This is a genomic window from Homoserinimonas sp. A520, from assembly GCF_054489245.1.
In genome coordinates this window covers 126,664-146,714 of record NZ_JBTMWX010000006.1, presented here as the reverse complement: position 1 = coordinate 146,714, position 20,051 = coordinate 126,664, and the positions used below count along the sequence as shown (strand labels likewise).

11 protein-coding genes, 1 tRNA gene and 2 pseudogenes are annotated in these 20,051 nt (G+C 65.2%); 10 read left to right on the top strand and 4 right to left on the bottom strand.

Annotated elements, in window-relative coordinates; all coding sequences use genetic code 11:
- The first annotated feature begins 26 nt into the window (after nt 1-26).
- Nucleotides 27-3,245: an ATP-dependent helicase gene (locus ACX3PH_RS14115; RefSeq protein ID WP_459093317.1), complete on the top strand. Its 3,219-nt coding sequence runs from the start codon at nt 27-29 to the stop codon at nt 3,243-3,245.
- A gap of 107 nt (nt 3,246-3,352) precedes the next feature.
- Here the strand turns inward: ACX3PH_RS14115 and ACX3PH_RS14110 are convergent, their stop codons facing one another.
- Nucleotides 3,353-3,754: a hypothetical protein gene (locus ACX3PH_RS14110; protein ID WP_459093316.1), complete on the bottom strand. Its 402-nt coding sequence runs from the start codon at nt 3,752-3,754 to the stop codon at nt 3,353-3,355.
- Nucleotides 3,755-3,872: 118 nt separating this feature from the next.
- Entirely contained in the window at nt 3,873-4,880 is a 1,008-nt protein-coding gene (locus ACX3PH_RS14105; protein WP_459093315.1) for a phosphotransferase, read from the bottom strand.
- Nucleotides 4,881-4,960: 80 nt separating this feature from the next.
- On the opposite strand from ACX3PH_RS14105, the gene nudC reads away from it, so the two are divergent.
- Together nudC and ACX3PH_RS14095 are read left to right on the top strand one after the other, a co-directional pair.
- Nucleotides 4,961-5,935, top strand: coding sequence for an NAD(+) diphosphatase (nudC, locus tag ACX3PH_RS14100; RefSeq protein WP_459093314.1), 975 nt, complete (start codon nt 4,961-4,963; stop codon nt 5,933-5,935).
- Nucleotides 5,932-7,653 (top strand): ATP-dependent helicase, encoded by a 1,722-nt coding sequence (locus tag ACX3PH_RS14095; RefSeq protein WP_459093313.1) that lies wholly within the window; start codon nt 5,932-5,934, stop codon nt 7,651-7,653. The genes nudC and ACX3PH_RS14095 overlap by 4 nt, the downstream gene beginning before the upstream one ends.
- On the opposite strand, the pseudogene ACX3PH_RS14090 reads toward ACX3PH_RS14095, so the two are convergent.
- Nucleotides 7,601-8,029, bottom strand: a pseudogene (locus tag ACX3PH_RS14090) (TOMM precursor leader peptide-binding protein); the annotation flags it as partial. The gene ACX3PH_RS14095 and the pseudogene ACX3PH_RS14090 sit on opposite strands and share 53 nt — an antisense overlap.
- 471 nt (nt 8,030-8,500) lie before the next feature.
- Nucleotides 8,501-9,886 carry a zinc-dependent metalloprotease gene (locus tag ACX3PH_RS14085; protein ID WP_459093312.1) on the bottom strand — a complete coding sequence of 462 codons (1,386 nt, stop codon included), beginning with the start codon at nt 9,884-9,886 and terminating at the stop codon, nt 8,501-8,503.
- Nucleotides 9,887-10,029: 143 nt separating this feature from the next.
- Between ACX3PH_RS14085 and ACX3PH_RS14080 the strand changes: the two genes are divergently transcribed.
- From ACX3PH_RS14080 to ACX3PH_RS14050, 7 genes and pseudogenes are all read left to right on the top strand, one after another.
- Nucleotides 10,030-11,136, top strand: coding sequence for a YlbL family protein (locus tag ACX3PH_RS14080; protein ID WP_459093311.1), 1,107 nt, complete (start codon nt 10,030-10,032; stop codon nt 11,134-11,136).
- An 81-nt stretch (nt 11,137-11,217) separates the two neighbouring features.
- Nucleotides 11,218-14,109 carry a UPF0182 family membrane protein gene (locus ACX3PH_RS14075; protein ID WP_459093310.1) on the top strand — a complete coding sequence of 964 codons (2,892 nt, stop codon included), beginning with the start codon at nt 11,218-11,220 and terminating at the stop codon, nt 14,107-14,109.
- A 114-nt stretch (nt 14,110-14,223) separates the two neighbouring features.
- Nucleotides 14,224-14,300, top strand: a tRNA-Met gene (locus tag ACX3PH_RS14070).
- Between the two features lie 58 nt (nt 14,301-14,358).
- Nucleotides 14,359-15,177 (top strand): hypothetical protein, encoded by an 819-nt coding sequence (locus ACX3PH_RS14065; RefSeq protein WP_459093309.1) that lies wholly within the window; start codon nt 14,359-14,361, stop codon nt 15,175-15,177.
- A 48-nt stretch (nt 15,178-15,225) separates the two neighbouring features.
- Nucleotides 15,226-15,348: a hypothetical protein gene (locus ACX3PH_RS14060; RefSeq protein ID WP_459093308.1), complete on the top strand. Its 123-nt coding sequence runs from the start codon at nt 15,226-15,228 to the stop codon at nt 15,346-15,348.
- 75 nt (nt 15,349-15,423) lie between these two features.
- Nucleotides 15,424-15,723: pseudogene (locus ACX3PH_RS14055) on the top strand (DUF4011 domain-containing protein); the annotation flags it as partial.
- Nucleotides 15,724-15,900: 177 nt separating this feature from the next.
- Nucleotides 15,901-19,497, top strand: coding sequence for an AAA domain-containing protein (locus ACX3PH_RS14050; protein ID WP_459093339.1), 3,597 nt, complete (start codon nt 15,901-15,903; stop codon nt 19,495-19,497).
- Nucleotides 19,498-20,051: the final 554 nt, after the last annotated feature.

The following is a 20,051-nucleotide window of genomic DNA, read 5'->3' as shown; positions in this document are numbered from 1 at the left end:
TGATTGAGGCGGTGACCGAGCAGGCAGTGACTGAGCAGACAGTGTTGCCGGTCACGATCGGCGCGAACGAGATTGCGGATGCCCTCGGCATGTTCCGCCCGACCGAGCAGCAGCGGGCCGTCATCGAGGCCGACCTGTCACCTGCCCTCGTCGTCGCGGGTGCGGGCAGCGGCAAGACCGAGACGATGGCGGGGCGCGTGCTCTGGCTGCTAGCCAACGGGCATGTGAAGCCGGGTGAGATTCTCGGGCTCACCTTCACTCGCAAGGCGGCCGGTGAACTGGCGGAACGCATCCGTCAGCGTGTCGCCCAACTCGCACACAAGGGGCTGATTCCCGGCGGCTACGACGAGTTCGACCCGCCCGCTGTCGCCACCTACAACTCCTTCGCGAACACGATCTTCCGTGACCACGCCATCCTGCTCGGGCGGGAGAGCGACGGCGCGGTGCTGGGGGAAGCCTCCGCCTGGCAGCTCGCCCGCAAGATCGTGGTGGCCAGCAGTGACCCGCGCCTGCCCGAGCTCGGCAAGAGCGTCGACGTGGTCACCAGGGCGGTGCTGCAGCTGAGCCACGCCCTCAGCGAGAATGTGGCGGATGCTTCGGAGGTCGCCGCCATGGCCACCAGGTTTGCCCAGCTGGAGGACTTGCCGTCGGGCGATCGTCACGCCCGGGAGCAGGCGGTCGAACTCGCCCGCACCGTCGGCGCCCTCCCGCTGCTGCTCGAGTTGGCCGAGGAGTTCTCGGGCATGAAGGCCAGGCGCGGTTTCGTCGAGTACGCCGACCAGGTGGCGCTCGCCCTCCAGATCGTGCGGCGGGTGCCCCAGGTCGCGGAAGACTTTCGCAGCAAGTACATGGTGGTCCTGCTCGACGAGTACCAGGACACTTCAGTGGTGCAGACCTGGTTGCTCTCGGAGATGTTCGCCGGGCATCCGGTCATGGCGGTCGGCGACCCCAACCAGTCGATCTACGGGTGGCGCGGGGCCAGCGCAGCCAACCTGGAGGACTTCGCAACGCAATTCGGTGGGGGTTCGGTGCAGAACTTCACCCTCTCGACCAGTTGGCGCAACGGCCACCAGGTTCTCGCCGCCGCCAACACCCTGGTCGAACCGCTGATGGCCCAGACCCGGGTGCGCGTGGAGAAACTGGGGGCGGGGCCGAACGCATCGAACCTCCCGATCGACGTTGTCGTCGAGGAGACCCTTCCCGAGGAGGCGGAGGCTGCCGCCCTGTGGCTGAAGGCGAAGCTGGCCGGGCCGGCCGAGGCGAAGCTCTCCCAACAGGCACAGGCACAGGCCAAGCTGACGGCAGCCATGCTGTTCCGGGCGCGCAAGACCCAGACGGTGTTCATCGAAGCGCTGCGCAAGCACGACGTACCATTCCACGTTCTCGGCATCGGTGGGCTGATGAGCGAACCGGAGATCGCCGACCTGGTGAGCGCGCTCACCGTGCTGAACGACCCGGCCGCCGGCTCGGAACTGGTGCGTCTGCTCGCCGGTTCGCGGTGGCGCATCGGTGCGAAAGACCTGCGAGCGCTCAGCCGGCTCGCATCCGTTCTTCGCGACAGGGACTATGCCCACCGCCCACTCGAAGACGACCTGAAGAAGCGGATGCGCGAAACCGTCACCGACGGGGAGGGCGGCTCCGTCGTCGACGCACTCGACTTCATCGGCGGTATGCGCGAAGACCACAACCTATTCGGCTTGCGCCCCCTGTTCAGCGATGTGGGCCTCGAGCGGATGCGCGAAGCCGGCCAGACGCTGGCACGGTTGCGTTCCCGCGCAGGCCTCGACCTGCTCGACTTCGTGACCGTGGTCGAACAGGAGTTGCTGCTCGACATCGAGGTGGCCGCCAACGAGTCCCGGGTGCTCGGCATGGCGAACATCGAGGCCTTCTTCGACGCACTGACCGGCTACCTCGCGGTGGATGACAACGCGAGCCTGGGAGGGTTCCTCGGCTGGTTGAAGGAGGCGGAGTGGCGTGACGGGCTGTCGCCCCGGCCGGAAGACGCTGAACCGGGAACGGTTCAGCTGCTCACCATTCACGGCTCGAAGGGGCTCGAGTGGGACTTCGTCGTCGTGCCGCGGATGGTCGCCGACGAGCTGCCGAGCAAACCCAACGGGGGCACGAAGGCGTGGCTGACGCTCGGTGAACTGCCGTACCAGTTCCGCGGGGATGCGGCGGAGCTCCCCGAATTCGACTGGCAGAACGTGCAGACCCGCAAGGAGCTGCTGGACAACTTCGAGACCTTCAAGCTACAGGTTGGCGAGCACTTCGGGCGCGAGGAACGGCGGCTCGCCTATGTCGCCGTCACCAGGGCCAGGCACTCGCTGCTGCTGACCGGGTCATTCTGGGCCACGCAGACCAAGCCGCGGGTGCCGAGCCCGTTCCTGCGTGCTCTCTCCGAAGCGGGAGTCATTGGGCCGATGCCCGACTCCACTGAGCACGAAGCGAACCCGCTGGGGGAGGACGTGAACCTGTTCACCTGGCCGATGGACCCGCTCGGTCACCGCCGGGAGGCCGTCGAACGCTCAGCGGAACTGGTGCGCGCCGCCGTACCGGGGAACGCCGGGCGCTGGGAGCAGGATCTCGACCTGCTGCTCGAGGAACGGCGTCGCCGGCTGACGGAGAGCGACGAGGTGGAGGTGCCCAGCCGGGTGCCCGCCTCCCGCTTCAAGGACTACGTGACCGACCCGGCATCCGTTGCCGCCGCCCTTCGTCGCCCCATGCCGGAGCGACCTTACCGGGCCACCCGCCTCGGCACCCTGTTCCACGATTGGGTGGAGAACCGCTACGGCGTGCACGGCAGCATCGAGGCGCTCGACGCCTTCGATGGTGAACTCGACGCCGACGAGGTGCCGCTCGAGCAGGAACAGTTGCAACTGCTGCAGGCCACCTTCGAACGGTCACCCTGGGCGACGCTCAGCCCGGTCGACGTCGAACGTGAAATTCACCTGCCGCTGGATGACCGCATCATCATCTGCAAGCTCGACGCCGTGTATCGACTGGAGGACGGCCGGTACCAGGTGGTCGACTGGAAGACGGGCAAGGCTCCGAAGGATGCGCAGGACCTGCAGGACAAGCAGCTGCAGTTGGCGCTGTACCGCCAGGCGTACGCCGAGTGGAAGGGCATTGACCCGGAGCGCATCGACGCCGTCTTCTACTACGTGGCGGATGATGCGATCATCCGCCCGGAACGCATCTTCAGTCGCGCCGAGCTGGTGTCCCTCTGGCGCGCCTCCCGCCCGTAAGGGGGTCGAGCCCTTAAGTGGGTCGAGCTTGTCGAGCGCCGTATTGAGCCTGTCGAAGTGACCAGTCGAGCTTGTCGAGCGCCGTACTGAGCTTGTCGAAGTGACCGTTACGGAAGCAGCAACGCGACAAACGACACCAGAAACGCCAACACCCCGACTCCGAGCAGGATCAGCCCGAGCATCCGCAGCACCCCTTCAGCGTGGTCCACCGGCTGCAGGTCGACGGTGTCGGGGGAGTGGCGCCGATAGTAGACGAGCAGCTCGTCGGGGTCGCCGATCTCGGCGCGTTCAGCCTCGGTAAGCGGGCGACTGCGCAGTAGTCCGTCGTCGGCCAGCCAGCGGAGTTGCGTGCCGTCCTCCGACTCGGCGAGCACGCCCTCCGACGAAACCGACTTTCCCTGGAACGCCCGCACGAACAACAGGATCAGGAAGCAGAGCGCTGCGCCGCCCAGACCCAACCAGATGAACAACTCCGCAGCGATCCCGAGGACTTCCTGCGCGCTGGTCACGGAGTGATCTTATTCACTAAAGCTGGTCGAGCTTGGGCCCACGCCGCCGGTTCCGCACGATGCGCCAGCATCGGGCGGCCGTGCGGTGGGGAGCGAGACCCGCTGACCCTCGGAACGACTACTCCGCTGAACCGGCGGCGCGCTGACGCTCGTCGAGCATCGACTCGACCTCGTCCACCGTCATCACCGGCATGGTGTTGTGGCTGATCGTCTGGTCGAGGTTGCCGTCCACGCGGTCGACCAGGCCGTGCAGCATCCGAACCGCATCATCCACGATCTCGGTGTTGCGCTCCTGCGTTCCGTGCAGCAACCACTTGGCGATCTCCAGTTCGGCGTAGAGCCTGGCGCGCTTGCTGAGTTGCCGGTCGGTACCGCCGCGCACCTGGGTGTACGCGTCGATCGCCGTGTCGATCACGGCCTCGTCGGGGGAGCCGAGCAGCCAGCACAGGTCGCGGGCCGGGTCACCGACACTGAGCCCGTGCCAGCCGAGTACCCCGCTCACCTCACCGTCGGCGTGCAGGAACGAGTCGGCGGTCAGTTCGCCGTTCACGGTGGTCGGCGCGAATTGCCAGAGGGCGGAGTCGTCGGCAGCCTTCTCCCAGCGGCCGAGCAGGGTGGTGGGAACCAGGTTGGTGGCTGAGGCCCGATCCATGATGGTTACGGTGCTCCGCAGTATGTCGTGCGGGGCGAGAACCGGGAGTCCGGCATCCGCCACGAAGCTGGTCGGCAGCAGGTGGATTGCGGCGATCGCCCGCCCCACGGAGGCGGCGAGACCATCCGGACGCAGCGCTGCAAGGCTCAGCTTGGTGCCGTACACGAACTCGTAGACGACGGCTCGGGTGTTGTCGACCGGCGCCTGGCCGGCGTACGACGACACCGAGAACGGGAGGCGGGTGCGGATGCCCTGGCTGAGTGCACGCAGCGCCTGCAGGTCCGCAGACTGCTCGGCTTCCGTCCGCTCGGAGTTGGGCACGCGCACAATCCAGTGCCGGCCGTCAGTGCCGGTGACCAGCGCAGAATCGAAGTCGCTGTTCGCGCCGGAGCCGAACCGGCTGGCGCCCTGGGCGTCCAACCCGTCTACAGCGGAGGTGGCCAACGCGGCTAGAGTGAGATGGGATCTGGCCATACCTGACAGGGTAGGTCGACATCTGCCGCCCGGGGTCCAACGCCACGCTGTTCCCGCTCCCTTCACGAGATTGGCCGCCCATGGAAGACCGGTTCCCTCCGCGGCTTCACGCGCTGGCAACCTCGCAGCTTCCGCTCTCCCGCAACGAGCTCGACCGCGACTACCTGTCCCGCAGTCGCGCCGACCTGTTCGAGGTCCTGATGGCCCAGTCCGAAACCCGGGTGCTGCCGCTGTGGAAGCGCAAGGCGCTGATGGCCGGTGGTTCGCTGGCACTCTTGTCGGTCGGCGACCTGCCGCCGAAAACCACCCGCACCGCTGAGGTGCTCGTCTACCTCGGCCGCACGATCACCGATTCCGCCGACCTGCCGGAGGGCACGCCGATTGTTGCGGCGGTGGTGACGGATGCCGTCGCCGGCCTTCTCGATGACGGTCCGGAATCCTGGGGTGACCTCCGCACGATTGCTGGAAGCCTGGGCGACCGGGATGCCGGCCTTCTCACCCAGGCGGTGGCCATGGCGAATTGGCACGACTCACACCGCTTCTCCCCGCAGACCGGTGAGCCGCTTATCGTGGCGCAAGGCGGCTGGGCGCGAACCGACTCGCGCGGTGAGGTCTTCCCGCGCACCGACCCGGCTGTGATCGTGGCGGTCATCGACGATGACGACCGCATCCTGCTCGGCTCCAACTCGCAGTGGGAGGCGAACCGGTACTCGCTGCTGGCCGGCTTCGTCGAGGCGGGCGAGTCCCTGGAGGCTGCCGTCGCCCGCGAGGTGTTCGAGGAGTCGGGCATCCGCGTCGTCGACCCGGTGTACCTCGGATCGCAGCCCTGGCCGTTCCCGGCGTCGCTCATGCTGGGTTTCGCCGCCCGCGTCGACCCCGACCGGGAGTCGACGCTTGCCCCCGACGGCGACGAGATACTCGAGCTGCGCTGGTTCAGCCGGGACGAATTGCGTGCCGCCCTCGGCGAGATCACCCTCCCCGGCCACAGCTCGATTGCCCGCGCCATTCTTGAGCAGTGGTACGGCGGCCCGATCGAGGACGGTGAGCGGGCATGACGATTGCCGCAGGCGCCGAATCGCTGCTGGGCAGGCTGGACACCGACCAGCGGCTGGCCGCCGAAGCCACCCTCGGCCCGGTCTGCCTGCTCGCTGGAGCCGGCACCGGCAAGACGACGGCCATCACCCACCGCATCGCTTATGGCGTCGCCACCGGCGTCTACCCGCCCAGCCGGGTGATGGCACTGACCTTCACCGCCCGGGCGGCGGCGGAACTCCGCGGACGGTTGCGGATGCTCGGCACGACCGGTGTCGCAGCCCGCACCTTCCACGCATCCGCCCTCTCCCAGCTCGGCTACTTCTGGCCCCAGGTGGTCGGCGGAACCATGCCCAGCATCCTCGACAGCAAGGCGCGAATCATCGCCCAGGCGGCCGATTCGGTGAGCCTGAAACTCGACACCGCGACCCTGCGCGACCTCGCCGCCGAGATCGAGTGGCGCAAGGTGTCGATGCTCACCCTCGGCCAGTACGCCGCCGCCCTGCCCGGGCGCACCATTCCGGCGGCGCTGGATGCCGACAAGATGATCGCGCTGCACCAGGCCTATGAGGCGGCGAAGGATGCCAGGAGGCAGCTCGACTTCGAGGATGTGCTGCTGGCGACGGCGGGCATGATCGAGTCGGAGCCGTGGGTCGCGCAGCAGGTGCGCGAGCAGTACCGCTTCTTCGTGGTCGACGAGTACCAGGACGTCTCGCCCCTGCAACAGCACCTGCTCGACCTCTGGCTGGGAGATCGGCAGGACCTGTGCGTTGTCGGCGATGCCAGCCAGACCATCTACTCGTTCGCCGGTGCCTCGTCGTCGTTCCTGCTCGGGTTCGGCAGCCGCTACCAGAACGCGACAGTGGTGAGGCTGGAGTCCAACTACCGGTCGACGCCGGCGATCGTCGCGACAGCCAACCGCCTGATGCGCGACCGCCCCGGTGCGCTGGTGCTGAGCGCTGCCGAGTCAGCGCGAGGTGTCGAACCGGAGGTGCGCTCCTACCCGACCGACAGCGCGGAGGCACGCGCGGTAGCCGGCCGCATCACTGAGCAGATCGCGGCCGGGGTTCGGCCGCAGGACATCGCCGTGCTCTATCGCATCAACGTCCAGGGTGCAGCTCTCGAGACCGCGTTGAACGATGCCGGGGTGAGCTACCAGTTGCGAGGCGGCCGGCGCTTCTTCGAACTTCCCGAGGTGAAACAGGCGCTGATGATGCTGAAGGGTGCGGTCATCGCATCCGTCGGCGAGCCGCTGTTCAAGACGGTGAGCGACGTGCTGCGTTCACTCGGGTGGACCCAGGATGCACCAGAGACCCGGGGCGCGGTGCGCGATCGCTGGGAGTCGCTGAACGCGGTCATGGGCCTTGCCGAGTCGGCGCCGCGCGAGACCACGCTGCGCCAATTCGTCGAGGAACTGTATGAGCGGGCATCCGCACAACACGAGCCCACAATGGAGGCGGTCACCCTCGCCACGCTGCACTCGGCGAAAGGCCTCGAGTGGGACACGGTCTACCTGGTCGGCCTCAGCGAGGGGCTGGTGCCGATCACCTACGCCAAGTCGTTCGAGGCGATCGACGAGGAGCGCCGCCTGCTGTACGTCGGAATCACGCGGGCACGGAAAGAGCTGCACCTGTCGTGGTCGCAGGCCGGTCAGGGCCGTTCCGGCGACCGGGCGCCGAGCCGTTTTCTGGAAGAGCTGCGCAACCGCAGTCCGGGTGCTGCACCCACTCGCGGTGCGTGACCTGACCTGAGGCTGCGTCGAGGAAAGCGGATGTCGCCACGTCGACGGCTGTTCCGGTCAGCCGTTGCAGGATCATCCGCATGACCAGAGCAGCCACCTCGGAGACGACCAGCGCGCTCTCCACCGCACTGGTCCGGCCCCAGAGCTGGGCGGCGATCGCCGGCCAGGCCGGGTCGGCATCCGTTCGGTGGCGTTCCAGGCAGTACAGGCAGGGGCCGCTGCCCGGCTCGATGAGCGGTCCAACGTGCACGCCGGTGTCGGAGTAGACGATCGGCAGGTGCGGCACGTCGCGGCTCAGCCAGTAGCCGAACAGCTCCGGTTCCACCACGTAGTGGCTGACCAGGATCCCCAGGTCGGCGTGGGCATCCGGCGGCATCAGCGTCAACCCGAGCGAGGCGACGGAGGAGCGGAGGCGCGCAGCGGTCGCAGTGGTGCCGATCACCGAGACGTGCCCCTTCAGCGGCGGCGGAGTCTTGCCGAGCACCGGGTCGAGCAGCGTGAGCAATTCGGCCAGCTCGGCCTCTCCGAGTTGCGCTGTCGTGGCGATCAGGTCAAGGCCGGGGCGCGTGGCGCCGCTGACCAATGCGGCGATGAGCCGCTCCTGCGCGTTGGTGACCTGGTCGATGCGCACGGGCGGCGACTCGACCCCGAACTGCAGGCTGTTCGGGCTGCGCCAGACGAGGGGAAAACGGGGATTCAGTTGCAGGACCATGCCCCGAGGATGCCGGAACGACGGATGCCGCGAGCAAACCTTCCACAGCCAGCCCGCCTCCCTCAGCCGCGCGCCGTTTTCAGTGGAACGCGGCCACGGATGCGACGGCGTTCCACCGAAAGGGCAGCGCGGCGGCTACACGACGGGCGGCGGCGGATCCTCTGCCGCGCCGTTGCTGCCTTCGCGGGGGCGGTCGCCGCGGTCGTCGCCGAGGAGGTCCTCGATCGCGCGGTCGATGTCGTCCAGCTCGGGCTCCCCGGCGGTCAGCCTGACGATGAGCGCCTGCGGGTTGTCGATGTCCGCTTGCGTGGGAACCAGGTCGGGGTGGGACCACAGGGCATCGCGCTGTTCGGCGCCCACGGCATCCGTCACCGCCTGCCACATGGCAGCCGCCTCACGAAGGCGGCGCGGGCGAAGCTCCAGGCCCACCAGGGTCGCGAAGGCGGACTCGGCCGGCCCGCCGGCAGCACGGCGGCGGCGGACCGTCTCGGCGACGGCAACCGCCTTGGGAAGGCGTGAGGTCGCCTGGGCGGTCACGACGTCGACCCAGCCCTCGACCAGCGCGAGTGTGGTCTCCAGCCGCTCCAGCGCAGCCAGCTGCTCGTCGGACTTGGGGCGGATGAGGGCACCGCTCGCCATCGCCTGCTGCAGGTCGGCCGCGTTGCTCGGGTCGAAGTCGCTGGCCAACTCCTCCAGGCGGGCGGTATCGATGCCGATGCCGCTGGCCGACTTCGTGATCGAGGTCATGAACTGCAGCCGCAGCCACTTGGCGTGCCGGAACAGCCGCGCGTGAGCGAGCTCGCGTACAGCGATGTAAAGCTGCACCTGGTCGATGGGAATGTCGAGCCCGGCGCCGAAAACAGCCAGGTTCTGCGGCACGATCGCTGCCTGGGTGTCGGATGCCGCGCCCGCGTCGAGCAGCGGGATGCCGATGTCCCCGCCCGAGACCACCTCGGCGGCGAGCTGGCCGACCACCTGGCCGAGCTGCATCGCGAACAGCGTGCCGCCGACATTGCGCACGACACTGCTCGCGCCGGAGATCATGCTCGACATCTCCTCAGGCGCCTGCTCCTCGAGAACGTCGGTGATGGCATCCGCAATGCTGGATGCGACAGGCTCAGCCAACTGGATCCAGACCGGCATGGTCGCTTCGACCCACTGGGCGCGGCTCAACAGCTGGGGCGTCGCCGTGAGTTCCGAGATGGAGGTTGCTTCGCTCAGCCACAGGGCGGCCACGTTGAAAGCCTGTTCCAGCTGGCCGCTGTCGTCGGCGGCCGCAGCCGGCTCGATGGCGGCGCGAGCCTTCGCCTGTTCCAGGGCAAGGCCCCAATTGATGCCATCGCCGCTGTTCTGCAGGGCGCTCTGCAATTGCCCGATCAGTTGGGCGATCAGCTCAGGGTCGTTCGGCAGGCCGGCGGCGCTGGCGAGCTGTTGCGGGTCAAGCCCGGACTGGTTGGACAACATCTCCCGCAGCATGGCGAGAAAGTCCTCATCCGGCTCCTGCTTGTCATCGTCTGGCATGTCATCCACGCTAGCCGCTGTGAGGCTCGCTTTGCTGAGTTTGACCTAGGCTGTAGCGGCGAGAATGTGCGCCTGTGGCGAACAGCCCGACACGATAGTGCAAACCGCTCCGATCAACCTCGGGCTGCAGCGAAAGGACGGCGGTGGCTTTCTTCTTCGATGATGAGCCGCGCCCACGCCGGCGCAGCGTGCGGGTTGGCTGGACCCTGCTGCTGGTCGCCATCCTGGGCGCCACGACGCTGGCGTGGATGCCATCGTCGTACGTGATCCAGCAACCCGGTACGACCTTCGACACCCTCGGTTCGGTGACCATCGACGACGAAGAGGTCGAGCTGATCGAGGTCCCCGGCCAGACCGTCTACCCGACCGATGGCTCGCTGCGGTTACTGACGGTCGGCGTCGTCGGGAGCCGCCGGACACCGATTCCGTGGCTCGACATCGTGAGGGCGTGGTTCGACCCCAGCAAGGCGGTCATCCCAGTGGATGTCGCCTACCCGATGGGCCAGACCGTCGAGCAGTCGAACGAGGAGAACGAGCTGCTCATGAACGAGTCGCAGCAGGCGGCTGCTGCCGCCGCGCTGGTGGAACTCGGGCACGACATCCAGACGGTACTGACCGTGCGCTCCGTTGTGCCGGATTCACCAGCGGATGGCGCAGTTCTTGAGGGCGACCAGATCGTCAGCGCCAACGGTGTCGAGCTGATGGATGCCGCCACCCTGCAGGCGGAGGTCGCGGAGAGCGTGCCAGGTGAGGACATCGAACTCACGCTGATCCGCGACGGCCAGGAGCTGCAGCTCACACTCACCCCAGCCGAGGGTTTCGCCCCGCACCCGATCATCGGCGTCTCGGTGGAGACCAGCTACGACTTCCCCTTCGAGGTGAACATCCAGCTCGACGACGTTGGCGGGCCATCCGCCGGCATGATGTTCGCGCTCGGCATCGTCGACAAGTTGACGCCGGGTGCGCTGACCGGTGGCGAGGAGATTGCCGGAACCGGAACGCTCACTGCGAGCGGGCAGGTGGGGCCGATCGGCGGCATCCGCCAGAAACTGTACGGTGCAGTGAACGCCGGCTCCGGCTGGTTCCTGGCGCCAGAGCAGAACTGCGACGAGGTGATCGGCCACATTCCCGACGGACTGACGGTGTTCTCTGTCGCGACCCTCGAAGAGGCGATCACTGCGGTCGAGGCGATCAGTGAGGACGACACGAGTGCGCTGTCGACCTGCGCCGACGAGGGCCGATCAGCTTAGGGCGAAACCCACAGGCACTATTTACCAGCACGCCCCCCTTAAGATGGGTGAACCCCGTCCTCTCGTGCCAGGAGCATCCGCTTGTCGTCAACAGCATCACAGCAGCCAGCGCCCCGATCCCGGGGAACACTGGTCATCGCGGCCATCATCATCGCCGCGTTCGTCATCGCATTCTTCATCTTCGCCGGCCTCTACACCGACTGGCTCTGGTATGAGCAGCTCGGCTTCCAGAGCGTGCTCGCTATTGAGTGGATCGCCGGTGCGGTGATGTTCCTGGTCGGGTTCCTTGCCATGGCGATCCCGGTCTGGATCAGCATCGATGTGGCGTTCCGCTTCCGACCGGTCTACGCGAAGCTCAACTCGCAGCTTGACCGCTACCAGCAGGTCATCGAACCGCTTCGTCGCCTGGCGATGCTCGGCATCCCGGCCGTGCTCGGCTTCTTCGCCGGTGTCGCTTCGGCGTCGTCCTGGGAGCTGGCGCTGACCTGGCTGCACCGCACTCCATCGGGCAAGACCGATCCGCAGTTCGGGCTGGACATCTCGTTCTACCTGTTCGAGCTGCCCTTCTACCAGGCGGTACTCGCCTTCGCTTCGGCCGTTGTGCTGCTCTCCGCCATCGCGGCCGTCGCCACCAGCTACCTGTACGGTGCCCTCCGCTTCAACGGCCGTGAGGTTCGCATCTCGAAGACTGCGCGCATCCAGTTCGCCATCACCGGCGCGATCTACCTGCTTCTGCAGGGTGCCAGCATCTGGTTCGACCAGTACGCGACCCTCACGACGAGCAGCAGTGGCCTCCTGGTCGGAGCCTCTTACGCCGACGTCAACGCGACCATCCCCACCCGCGCCATCCTGGCCGGCGCCGCGGCGTTCGTCGCCATCCTTTTCATCGTCACGGCGATTGTCGGCCGCTGGCGCCTGCCGATCGTCGGCACCGCGCTGCTCATCGTTGTCGCCCTGCTGCTGGGTACGGCCTACCCCTGGATCGTGCAGCGCTTCCAGGTCGACCCGAGCGCGCGCTCGTACGAGGCCCCATTCCTGGAGCGCAACATCGAGGCCACCCGCGACGCCTATGGGATCGCCGACGTGGTCGAGACACCGTATGCGGCGACGACGGATGCCGAGCCCGGCCAACTGAGGGACGACGCCGAGACGACCACCAACATCCGCATCCTCGACCCGGCCCTGGTGTCTGACACCTTCGCCCAGCTCGAGCAGATCAAGCAGTACTACGACTTCGCAGACCACCTCGATGTCGACCGCTACGACATCGACGGGCGAATCCAGGACACCATCATCGCGGTGCGCGAACTGAACGTGAACAACACCGGTGCGGCCGCCACCTGGGACAACGACACCGTCGTGTACACGCACGGTTACGGCGTCGTGGCTGCCGCGGGCAACGAGCGCACGGCCGACGGCTTGCCATCGTTCCTCGAGTCGGGTATCCCAAGCACCGGTGTCCTCGGAGAATACGAACCGCGTATCTACTTCGGGGAGAACTCCCCGCCGTACTCGATAGTCGGCGCCCCGGCAGGCAGCACTCCCGTCGAGCTGGACTTCCCGTCAGGCGATGAGGAAGACAGCCAGAACGCCACCACGACGTACGAGGGCGATGGCGGGCCGAAGCTCGACAACTTCTTCAAGCAGCTGATCTTCGCCATCAAGTTCCAGTCCGAGCAGATCGTGCTGTCGAACTTCGTGAACGAGGAGTCGCAGATCCTCTTCGACCGCGACCCCCGTACCCGCGTACAGAAGGCCGCGCCGTACCTCCAGCTCGACAGTGACGCCTACCCGGCCATCGTCGATGAGCGGGTGGTCTGGATCGTGGACGGTTACACCACGAGTGCGAACTACCCGTACTCGGACATCCAGTCGCTGTCTTCGGCCATTGCCGACACGCACACCCAGGAGACTGGTCTCGCGCTCGACAACATCAACTACATCCGCAACTCTGTGAAGGCCACGGTCGACGCGTTCAGCGGTGAGGTGACGTTGTACGCCTGGGACAAGGAGGATCCGATCCTGCAGACCTGGCAGAAGATCTTCCCGACCACGCTGGAGCCGATGAGCGAGATGAGTGACGAGCTTCTCGACCACGTGCGCTACCCGGCCGACCTGTTCAAGGTGCAGCGCACCATCCTGGGCAAGTACCACGTCACCAACACGAACTCGTTCTACTCCGGTGACGACGCGTGGGTGGCACCGGTCGACCCGACCCAGCCGGCTGCTACTGCCAAGTCGCAGCCGCCGTACTACCTGACGATGAGGCTCCCCGGCCAGGAGCAGTCGGCGTTCCAGCTGTACTCCACCTACATCCCGCGTTCCCTCGGTGAGGGCACGCGTAACGTGCTCACCGGGTACCTGTCGGTGAATGCGGATCCGGGTGAGAACTACGGAAAGTTCACGCTGCTGGCGCTGCCGAAGCAGACGACCGTGCGTGGCCCGGGCCAGGTGCAGAACGACTTCAACGCCGACCCGGTGGTCTCCACCGAGCTGAACCTGCTCGACCAGGGCTCCACCACGGTGCGCAAGGGCAACCTGCTCACCCTGCCTGTCGGCGGCGGTCTGCTCTACGTGCAGCCGGTCTACGTGCAGTCGACGGGTGAGACGAGCTATCCGGTGCTGCAGAAGGTGCTCGTCTCGTTCGGTGATGAGATCGCCTTCGAGTCGACACTGGATGCCGCGCTCGACGTGATCTTCGGTGGCGACTCCGGTGCGAACGCCGGCGATGAGGATGTTCCGGCTACCCCGGTCGAGCCGGGCGAGGAGCTGCCTGAGGACCCGACGACACCCACCGAGCCGACCGAGCCGGGCGGCGAGACCACGCCGGAGTTCGACGCGGCATTGGCGGATGCGCAGAAGGCCCTCCAGGAGCGTGAGGCTGCGTATGCGGCCAACGACCGGGTAGCGGCGGCGCAAGCCGATGAGCGCCTGCAGGATGCCCTGGAGCGCCTGTTCGCAGCGTCCAGCTAGCCCCGACCTACTCGACCCGCAGGGTGCGCTCTGCGGGTTGAGTAGCTGGCGAGCGCAGCGAGCCGGCGTATCGAAACCTCGCCCGAAACCCTGTGCTAAGATTGATTCTTGTGCCGCGGGGTGGAGCAGTTCGGTAGCTCGCTGGGCTCATAACCCAGAGGTCGTAGGTTCAAATCCTGCCCCCGCAACCAAGGCTCATTCCGGAAATGATCGCGAGACTTTCCGGATATTGAGTGAAGAAGGACCGGGATGGTCGAAAAACTATCCCGGTCCTTTCTTGTTCTCCTCATGCGCGACTTCGGCCCGACGAAAATCTCATCAGCCCGCGATGCGGAACAGTTCGCTGTTCGTCACATGGAGGAGCTAGGTTTCCTCTCGGTCCAGATCCATTCGGAGACCGAGGAGAGGGCGGTCGACATCGAATCGCAAGGCGGATACGCCCTCGTTCGGCACGACGCGGCGCCGGTTACGCTACCCGTCGCACAACAAGTGCGAGGCATCGACGGAATCCACAGCGATGCGTTGCTGTATTCCTTAAATGGGTTTACCTCCAGCGCGTTGGCCTTTGGCGAGGAACGTGACGTCGCGCTCTTTCGCTATTCAGCAGACGGGACGCTCAAGGCGCAATCGTCCAGCGCCCGCCGGCTCCTTGAGTACGGCAGGCTGCCCATCGCGCCTGGCCTAAGCACCATGGCCCGCGACGATTTCGACCAAGCGCTCGTGCAATACGGAGGAACGGTCGTGGCCGTGGCGGAGGCGATCGGCCCCGTCATCCAATCCGCGGTGGACGACATCGTCGAATGGGAGGGCGGACTCGACGAGGAGGCGCAGGAACGCGCGAAGCAGACATCCCGGGATTCGCAGATTCTCGCAGGATTGTTAGCCGAGATGAACGGCGAGCATGAATATGACCAGACAACCCTCATTCGCAACTTGCAGCGCATCGAAGTCATCATGCATCGCATGACAGAGCGGTGGGGCATCGCATATGACGACCTTGAGCTCGACGTATCCGTTGTGGAGATCCTTGAGAAGCGGTCTGCTCGCGTTTCCAAGTCGGAGTCGTGAAGGGCGACCTCGGCATGTCCAACGGGGCCGAACAAGTAGGGTCATCTCATGGAACGTGATCTGAGCGACCTGCAGCTTTACGGTGCGGAGGACTTCGAGGAGTTGGACATGATTTTGGACGCACTCGAAAAAGCCAACGAAGTGGACCTGCGCGACGAAGTAGCAAAATAGGCGTCGCCGCATCGTCTTAGAACCATCACACGAACCCCTTCGTTACGAGTGGAGTGGGTCAAGCTGGGAGCCCTAATGAGCCAATCCATCGAGTCCGCGTCAAAGGAGTGGCGAAACGGGCTGATCGACGTTGGCGGAAACAACCGACTCCTCAACTACCGAAATGGCGCTTCAACCCTGATCCTTGACGGATCGCCGCACGGTGCCTTGAGAAAGCTGATGGCAGGCGCCCAAGTGCGGTTGTCCGAGCTGTTTCCTGATAGCGAGGCCCTGCAGAATGCGCAAAAGGCTTGCGTAGCGCTGGCCCGCAAACAACGTGAAGCCGTGGAAGAATACGGAGTTTCGGTGACGTACCTCGCGGCCGGGATGGCCTCGTGGGATCCCGAGGGCAACCCGGGGCTGGCTGCCGCGGAGGCGACCGAGCTCGACGACGCCGAGGCCCAGGAAGCCAAACCTCGGAAGCCCAAGTACACGCGACCGCGAGCACCGTTGCTTCTTAGGCCCATTGAGATCGAGCTCCGCAGGGGTGCGCAGCAATCATGGGACTTGAGGTTGCTTGACGACTTCCAGGTCAATGCTGTGCTTACCCACGTGCTCAATGCCGACAGGGTGCGCATCAAGGACGACGACGTGCTTGGTGAGTATGACGGCGATTACGACGACATCGAGAGCATGCAGTGGGCAGTCGAGGACGCATGCAAAGACATTGCAGAGTTCTCCATTGATCCGACGATCGTCATCGGCGCATTCAGTTACGCAAAACAGCCGATGGTTGACGACGTCAGCGATCTGGATGCGCTCGGAGAGTCCGACTTGGTCGCAGCCTTGTCAGGCGATGCTGCCGCGGCCGAGCGAGTTCGCGCGTTTGCCGATGACGTGACGGAGGCGACCCCGGACTACACGCCGGTTGACGCGGAGTACCTCGTGCTGGACGCTGATGCGAGCCAGAGTTATGTCATTAATGCTGCCCTCGCCGGTCGAAACCTCGTTGTCGAGGGTCCGCCAGGAACTGGCAAGAGCCAGACGATCGCGAACATCATTGCCACCTCAGCTGCCGCCGGCCGCAGCGTGCTCTTTGTTGCCCAGAAGCGTGCGGCCGTAGCCGCGGTTCTCGACCGACTGAACCGAGTCGATTTAGGCCATCTGGTGCTCGATGTGTTCGCGGCCGCGAGTTCGCGACGATTTGTAGCAGACCAGCTTCAGGAAGCACTGGATAAACAGCGCACGGCGGGACTCGCCCGCACCGACGAACTTCACTATTCCCTTGCCTCGGCACGCGAACGTCTCGTCAGGCACAACGCGGCGATCCACAACCCGTCTCGTGGGTGGGGCATCAGCATCGCGGAACTGATCGCGCTATCGTTCGCGATACCGTCAGACGTGCAGTCGGACCTGCGCATCCCGGTAGCCACCCTGGAAGGCTGGTCGGAGCTAGACCCAGTTCGTCACAAAGCAGCCCTGACGGAACTCAGCAATTTGGGCGTGCTTGAGTCGGGCTGGTCTACGACAGCTGGCTGGTCGCCGGCCAAGATCACAAGTGAAGACGAACTCCGGCATTCCAATCAGATCCTCACCGACGTGCAATCGCGCCATTCGCAGGTAACTGCGGGTCTGACGGCCATGGCAGGTTCCCTCGATCTGCCTGCACCAGCGACCTGGGACGAACTCGCCATAATCGCAACGCAATTCGAAGAACGTGACCGAGTGCTCTCGTCGGCTCCGGCAACGCTCGATCCCCAGTTGTCCAACGACGACATCCACAATTCTCTACTCGCTACGAGCCGACCGTATCGGAAACAAACTCAGCGGAAGATATCCGGGGCACCCCGACGAGATGCACTGCGAAGAGCCAAGTCGATGGTTGGACACCTCCCGCGCAATGCCAGGGCGAACTTGCTTGAGGCAGCGCTGAATCTCCGAACGTCGTGGGTGGGTCGCCTTGACTACGCTGCCGCGGTCGACTGGCGGCCCAGCGTGAACGATGCATACTCCTACCGAGACGCCGTCGCGAAACTCGACGATTCCTTGCAGGGAACCTCGCTACTCGAAGAGCGGATGACCGACCTTCCTGCCCTATTCGTGCGGCTGGCTCAGGATCCACGTCGACGCCTCATGCCAAGGTCATTCGCTCTCCGCACCACTCTCGCGGCGGCTGGGCTAGGGCCGCTGCTGAATCATCTTGAACAGCGGGAAGATGTCGGAGCCAATGCACCAAACCGCGCCGCACAAGTCTTGGACCGGGTCATCGCTACATCACTCCTCGACGAGGCTCTACTTTTCGACCCGGACCTGGCGTCCATCAGCGGTAGCGACCTAAACCGTGCAGCGGCGACCTTCCAGCGCAACGACCTGGGTCACCTTGAGGCAAACGCAGTTCGCATCCGGCGGCTCGCTGCAGAGCGCCTCAAAAATGAACTGGACGCCAACCCGGATCAGCACCTCATCCTAAAGAAAGAGGTGACCCGCAAGACGAGGTTCACGCCGGTTCGGCGACTCCTCCGTGAAGTGCCCGATGTCATCCTTGCCGCCAAGCCCATTTGGGCCATGAGTCCGCTCCAGGTTTCACGGTTGCTCCCACGAGAACAACTCTTCGATGTCGTCATCTTCGACGAGGCAAGTCAGGTCAAGCCCGCGGACGCAATCCCCGCCATCCTCCGAGGCGGTCAACTCATTGTTGCCGGTGACAGCAGGCAGCTTCCCCCAACCGAGTTCTTCGCAAAGACCCTCGAAGACCCGGATGACACCGAGGACATTGACGAGGACGCATCGCTCGCACTCGCATTAGACGAGACGCCCGCCCCACGTCGGCTTGGCTCACTCACCCGGGACGCGGAAAGCATCCTGTTCGCGATGGATCGGCTCTTGGCCGGTCAATCACGCCGGCTGCTGTGGCATTACCGTTCACGAGATGAGCGACTGATCGCTGTCTCGAACCGGCACGTGTACGACAGCTCGCTGACCACCTTCCCCGCCGCAGACACCCCGGACGCAATCAACCACATCGAAGTGCCCTTCAGCCCAGGAATCGGCGGGGGCACCAATAGCCCCGAAGCAGAAGTGGAGGCGGTGGTTCAGGCCGTGAAGTCTCATGCGCTCCTTCATCCGGACGAATCACTGGGCGTTATCGCTTTCGGTATCAAACACCAACACCGACTCGAAACGGCACTTGAACGGGCATTCGCAGACGACCCCGGCCTGTTCGAGACCCTCAACGCCAAGGAAGCATTCTTCGTTAAATCCATCGAGCGGGTTCAAGGCGATGAACGCGACGCGATCATTCTCACGGTCGGATACGGCAAGAGCAAGGATGGGCAACTTCGCCTGTTCTGGGGGCCGCTCCTGCAAAACGGCGGAGACCGAAGGCTGAATGTCGCCATCAGTCGGGCCCGTCTGCGACTGACTCTCGTCAGCAGCTTCTCAGCCGATGACCTGGCGGAAGACGGCCATGAGAGCCGCGGTTACAAGCTCATGTATCAGTTCATCCGGTTCGTGTCCTCCGGCGGAGCTGATCTAGGGGACGGCCCAAACCGAGGCATCCCTCTCAACGCATTCGAGATGGATATCCGAGACCGACTGGAAGCAGCTGGTCTAAAGCTGGACTCGCAAGTCGGTGTCGGCTCCTACCGTCTCGACTTCGCCGCCCGTCATCCTCAGAAACCGGGAAGACACGTGCTTGCGATCGAAGCCGATGGCGCTGCGTATCACTCAGGGCACACCGCTCGAGAACGTGACCGACTCCGACAACAGCTACTTGAGCGACGGGGATGGGTATTTCACCGCATATGGAGCACGGACTGGTTCAACGACGCCGACGCTGAGGTGGCAGCAGTGCTGTACGCTTTCACGGACGCGGTCGAACGCGCGGATTCCCAAGTGCCAACCCCCATTGCCGATATGGCAACCGCATGGGAACTTCCAGTCGGCCGAAGGACGGGAACGCGCCCAGCCGTGAGTCCGGGTTACCCGATCGACGAATACAGCACGTCGGCCCTCATCGACATCGTGCGTTGGATTCGCAGCGATAATGTAGTCCGAAGCTCGGATGATGAGGTTGCCGTCATCATGAGCGCACTCGGATTCGAAAGGCGAGGGACGAAGATTATGCGACGCATTAGTGACGCCCAGGCTCGTGTGGACGGGGTGTCATAGCGACCGGTGCCTCTGCACAGTCGGTCGATTGGTGGCAGCCATGGCGAGCTGACCAATCAGCGTTGCTCGCCGCGGCGCGAGGGCTTCTTTGGTCGCGACACTTTCGACGGGTTCAATTGCCAGCGATGAAGTGTCGGGCCGCCGCCATCACCTCGCGGACATCGCCGTCAGCGAGGGTCTCGGCGGGGGAGCGGTCGTCAAGACCTGGGTTCATTCCCACAAACCAAGCGCGAGCCACAGAGGTGGAATCTGCGTCGGCTATCATCCGGAACACCTGGAAGGTATCCCGCAGTTTGCGCTCGGCAGCCGCTGGCGGAGCGACTGTAGCGTTTGCCCAGCGGGCCAGCGTCCGTACATCACGGTTCACGAGGATAGCAAGGAGCCCTTGCCCCAATCCCGCTTGAAGCGTCCGGACGATGTCCTGGGTGCTGAGTCGTACAGAGTCCCCAAGCGATGTCGAGGCCGCCCGGCGTGGTTGAAGGTTCTCTCTCGTGCTGTCAGCCATCATGGTCCTCCGAAACATGCGCTACGTGCCTCCAATGTGTCAGGCAATA

Bases quoted from the DNA above. Each gene is read 5' to 3' on its own strand.
- ACX3PH_RS14060 (WP_459093308.1), top strand. From the start codon at position 15,226: ATGGAACGTGATCTGAGCGACCTGCAGCTTTACGGTGCGGAGGACTTC.
- ACX3PH_RS14085 (WP_459093312.1), bottom strand. From the start codon at position 9,886: ATGCCAGACGATGACAAGCAGGAGCCGGATGAGGACTTTCTCGCCATG.
- ACX3PH_RS14065 (WP_459093309.1), top strand. From the start codon at position 14,359: ATGGTCGAAAAACTATCCCGGTCCTTTCTTGTTCTCCTCATGCGCGAC.
- nudC (WP_459093314.1), top strand. From the start codon at position 4,961: ATGGAAGACCGGTTCCCTCCGCGGCTTCACGCGCTGGCAACCTCGCAG.
- ACX3PH_RS14105 (WP_459093315.1), bottom strand. From the start codon at position 4,880: ATGGCCAGATCCCATCTCACTCTAGCCGCGTTGGCCACCTCCGCTGTA.
- ACX3PH_RS14095 (WP_459093313.1), top strand. From the start codon at position 5,932: ATGACGATTGCCGCAGGCGCCGAATCGCTGCTGGGCAGGCTGGACACC.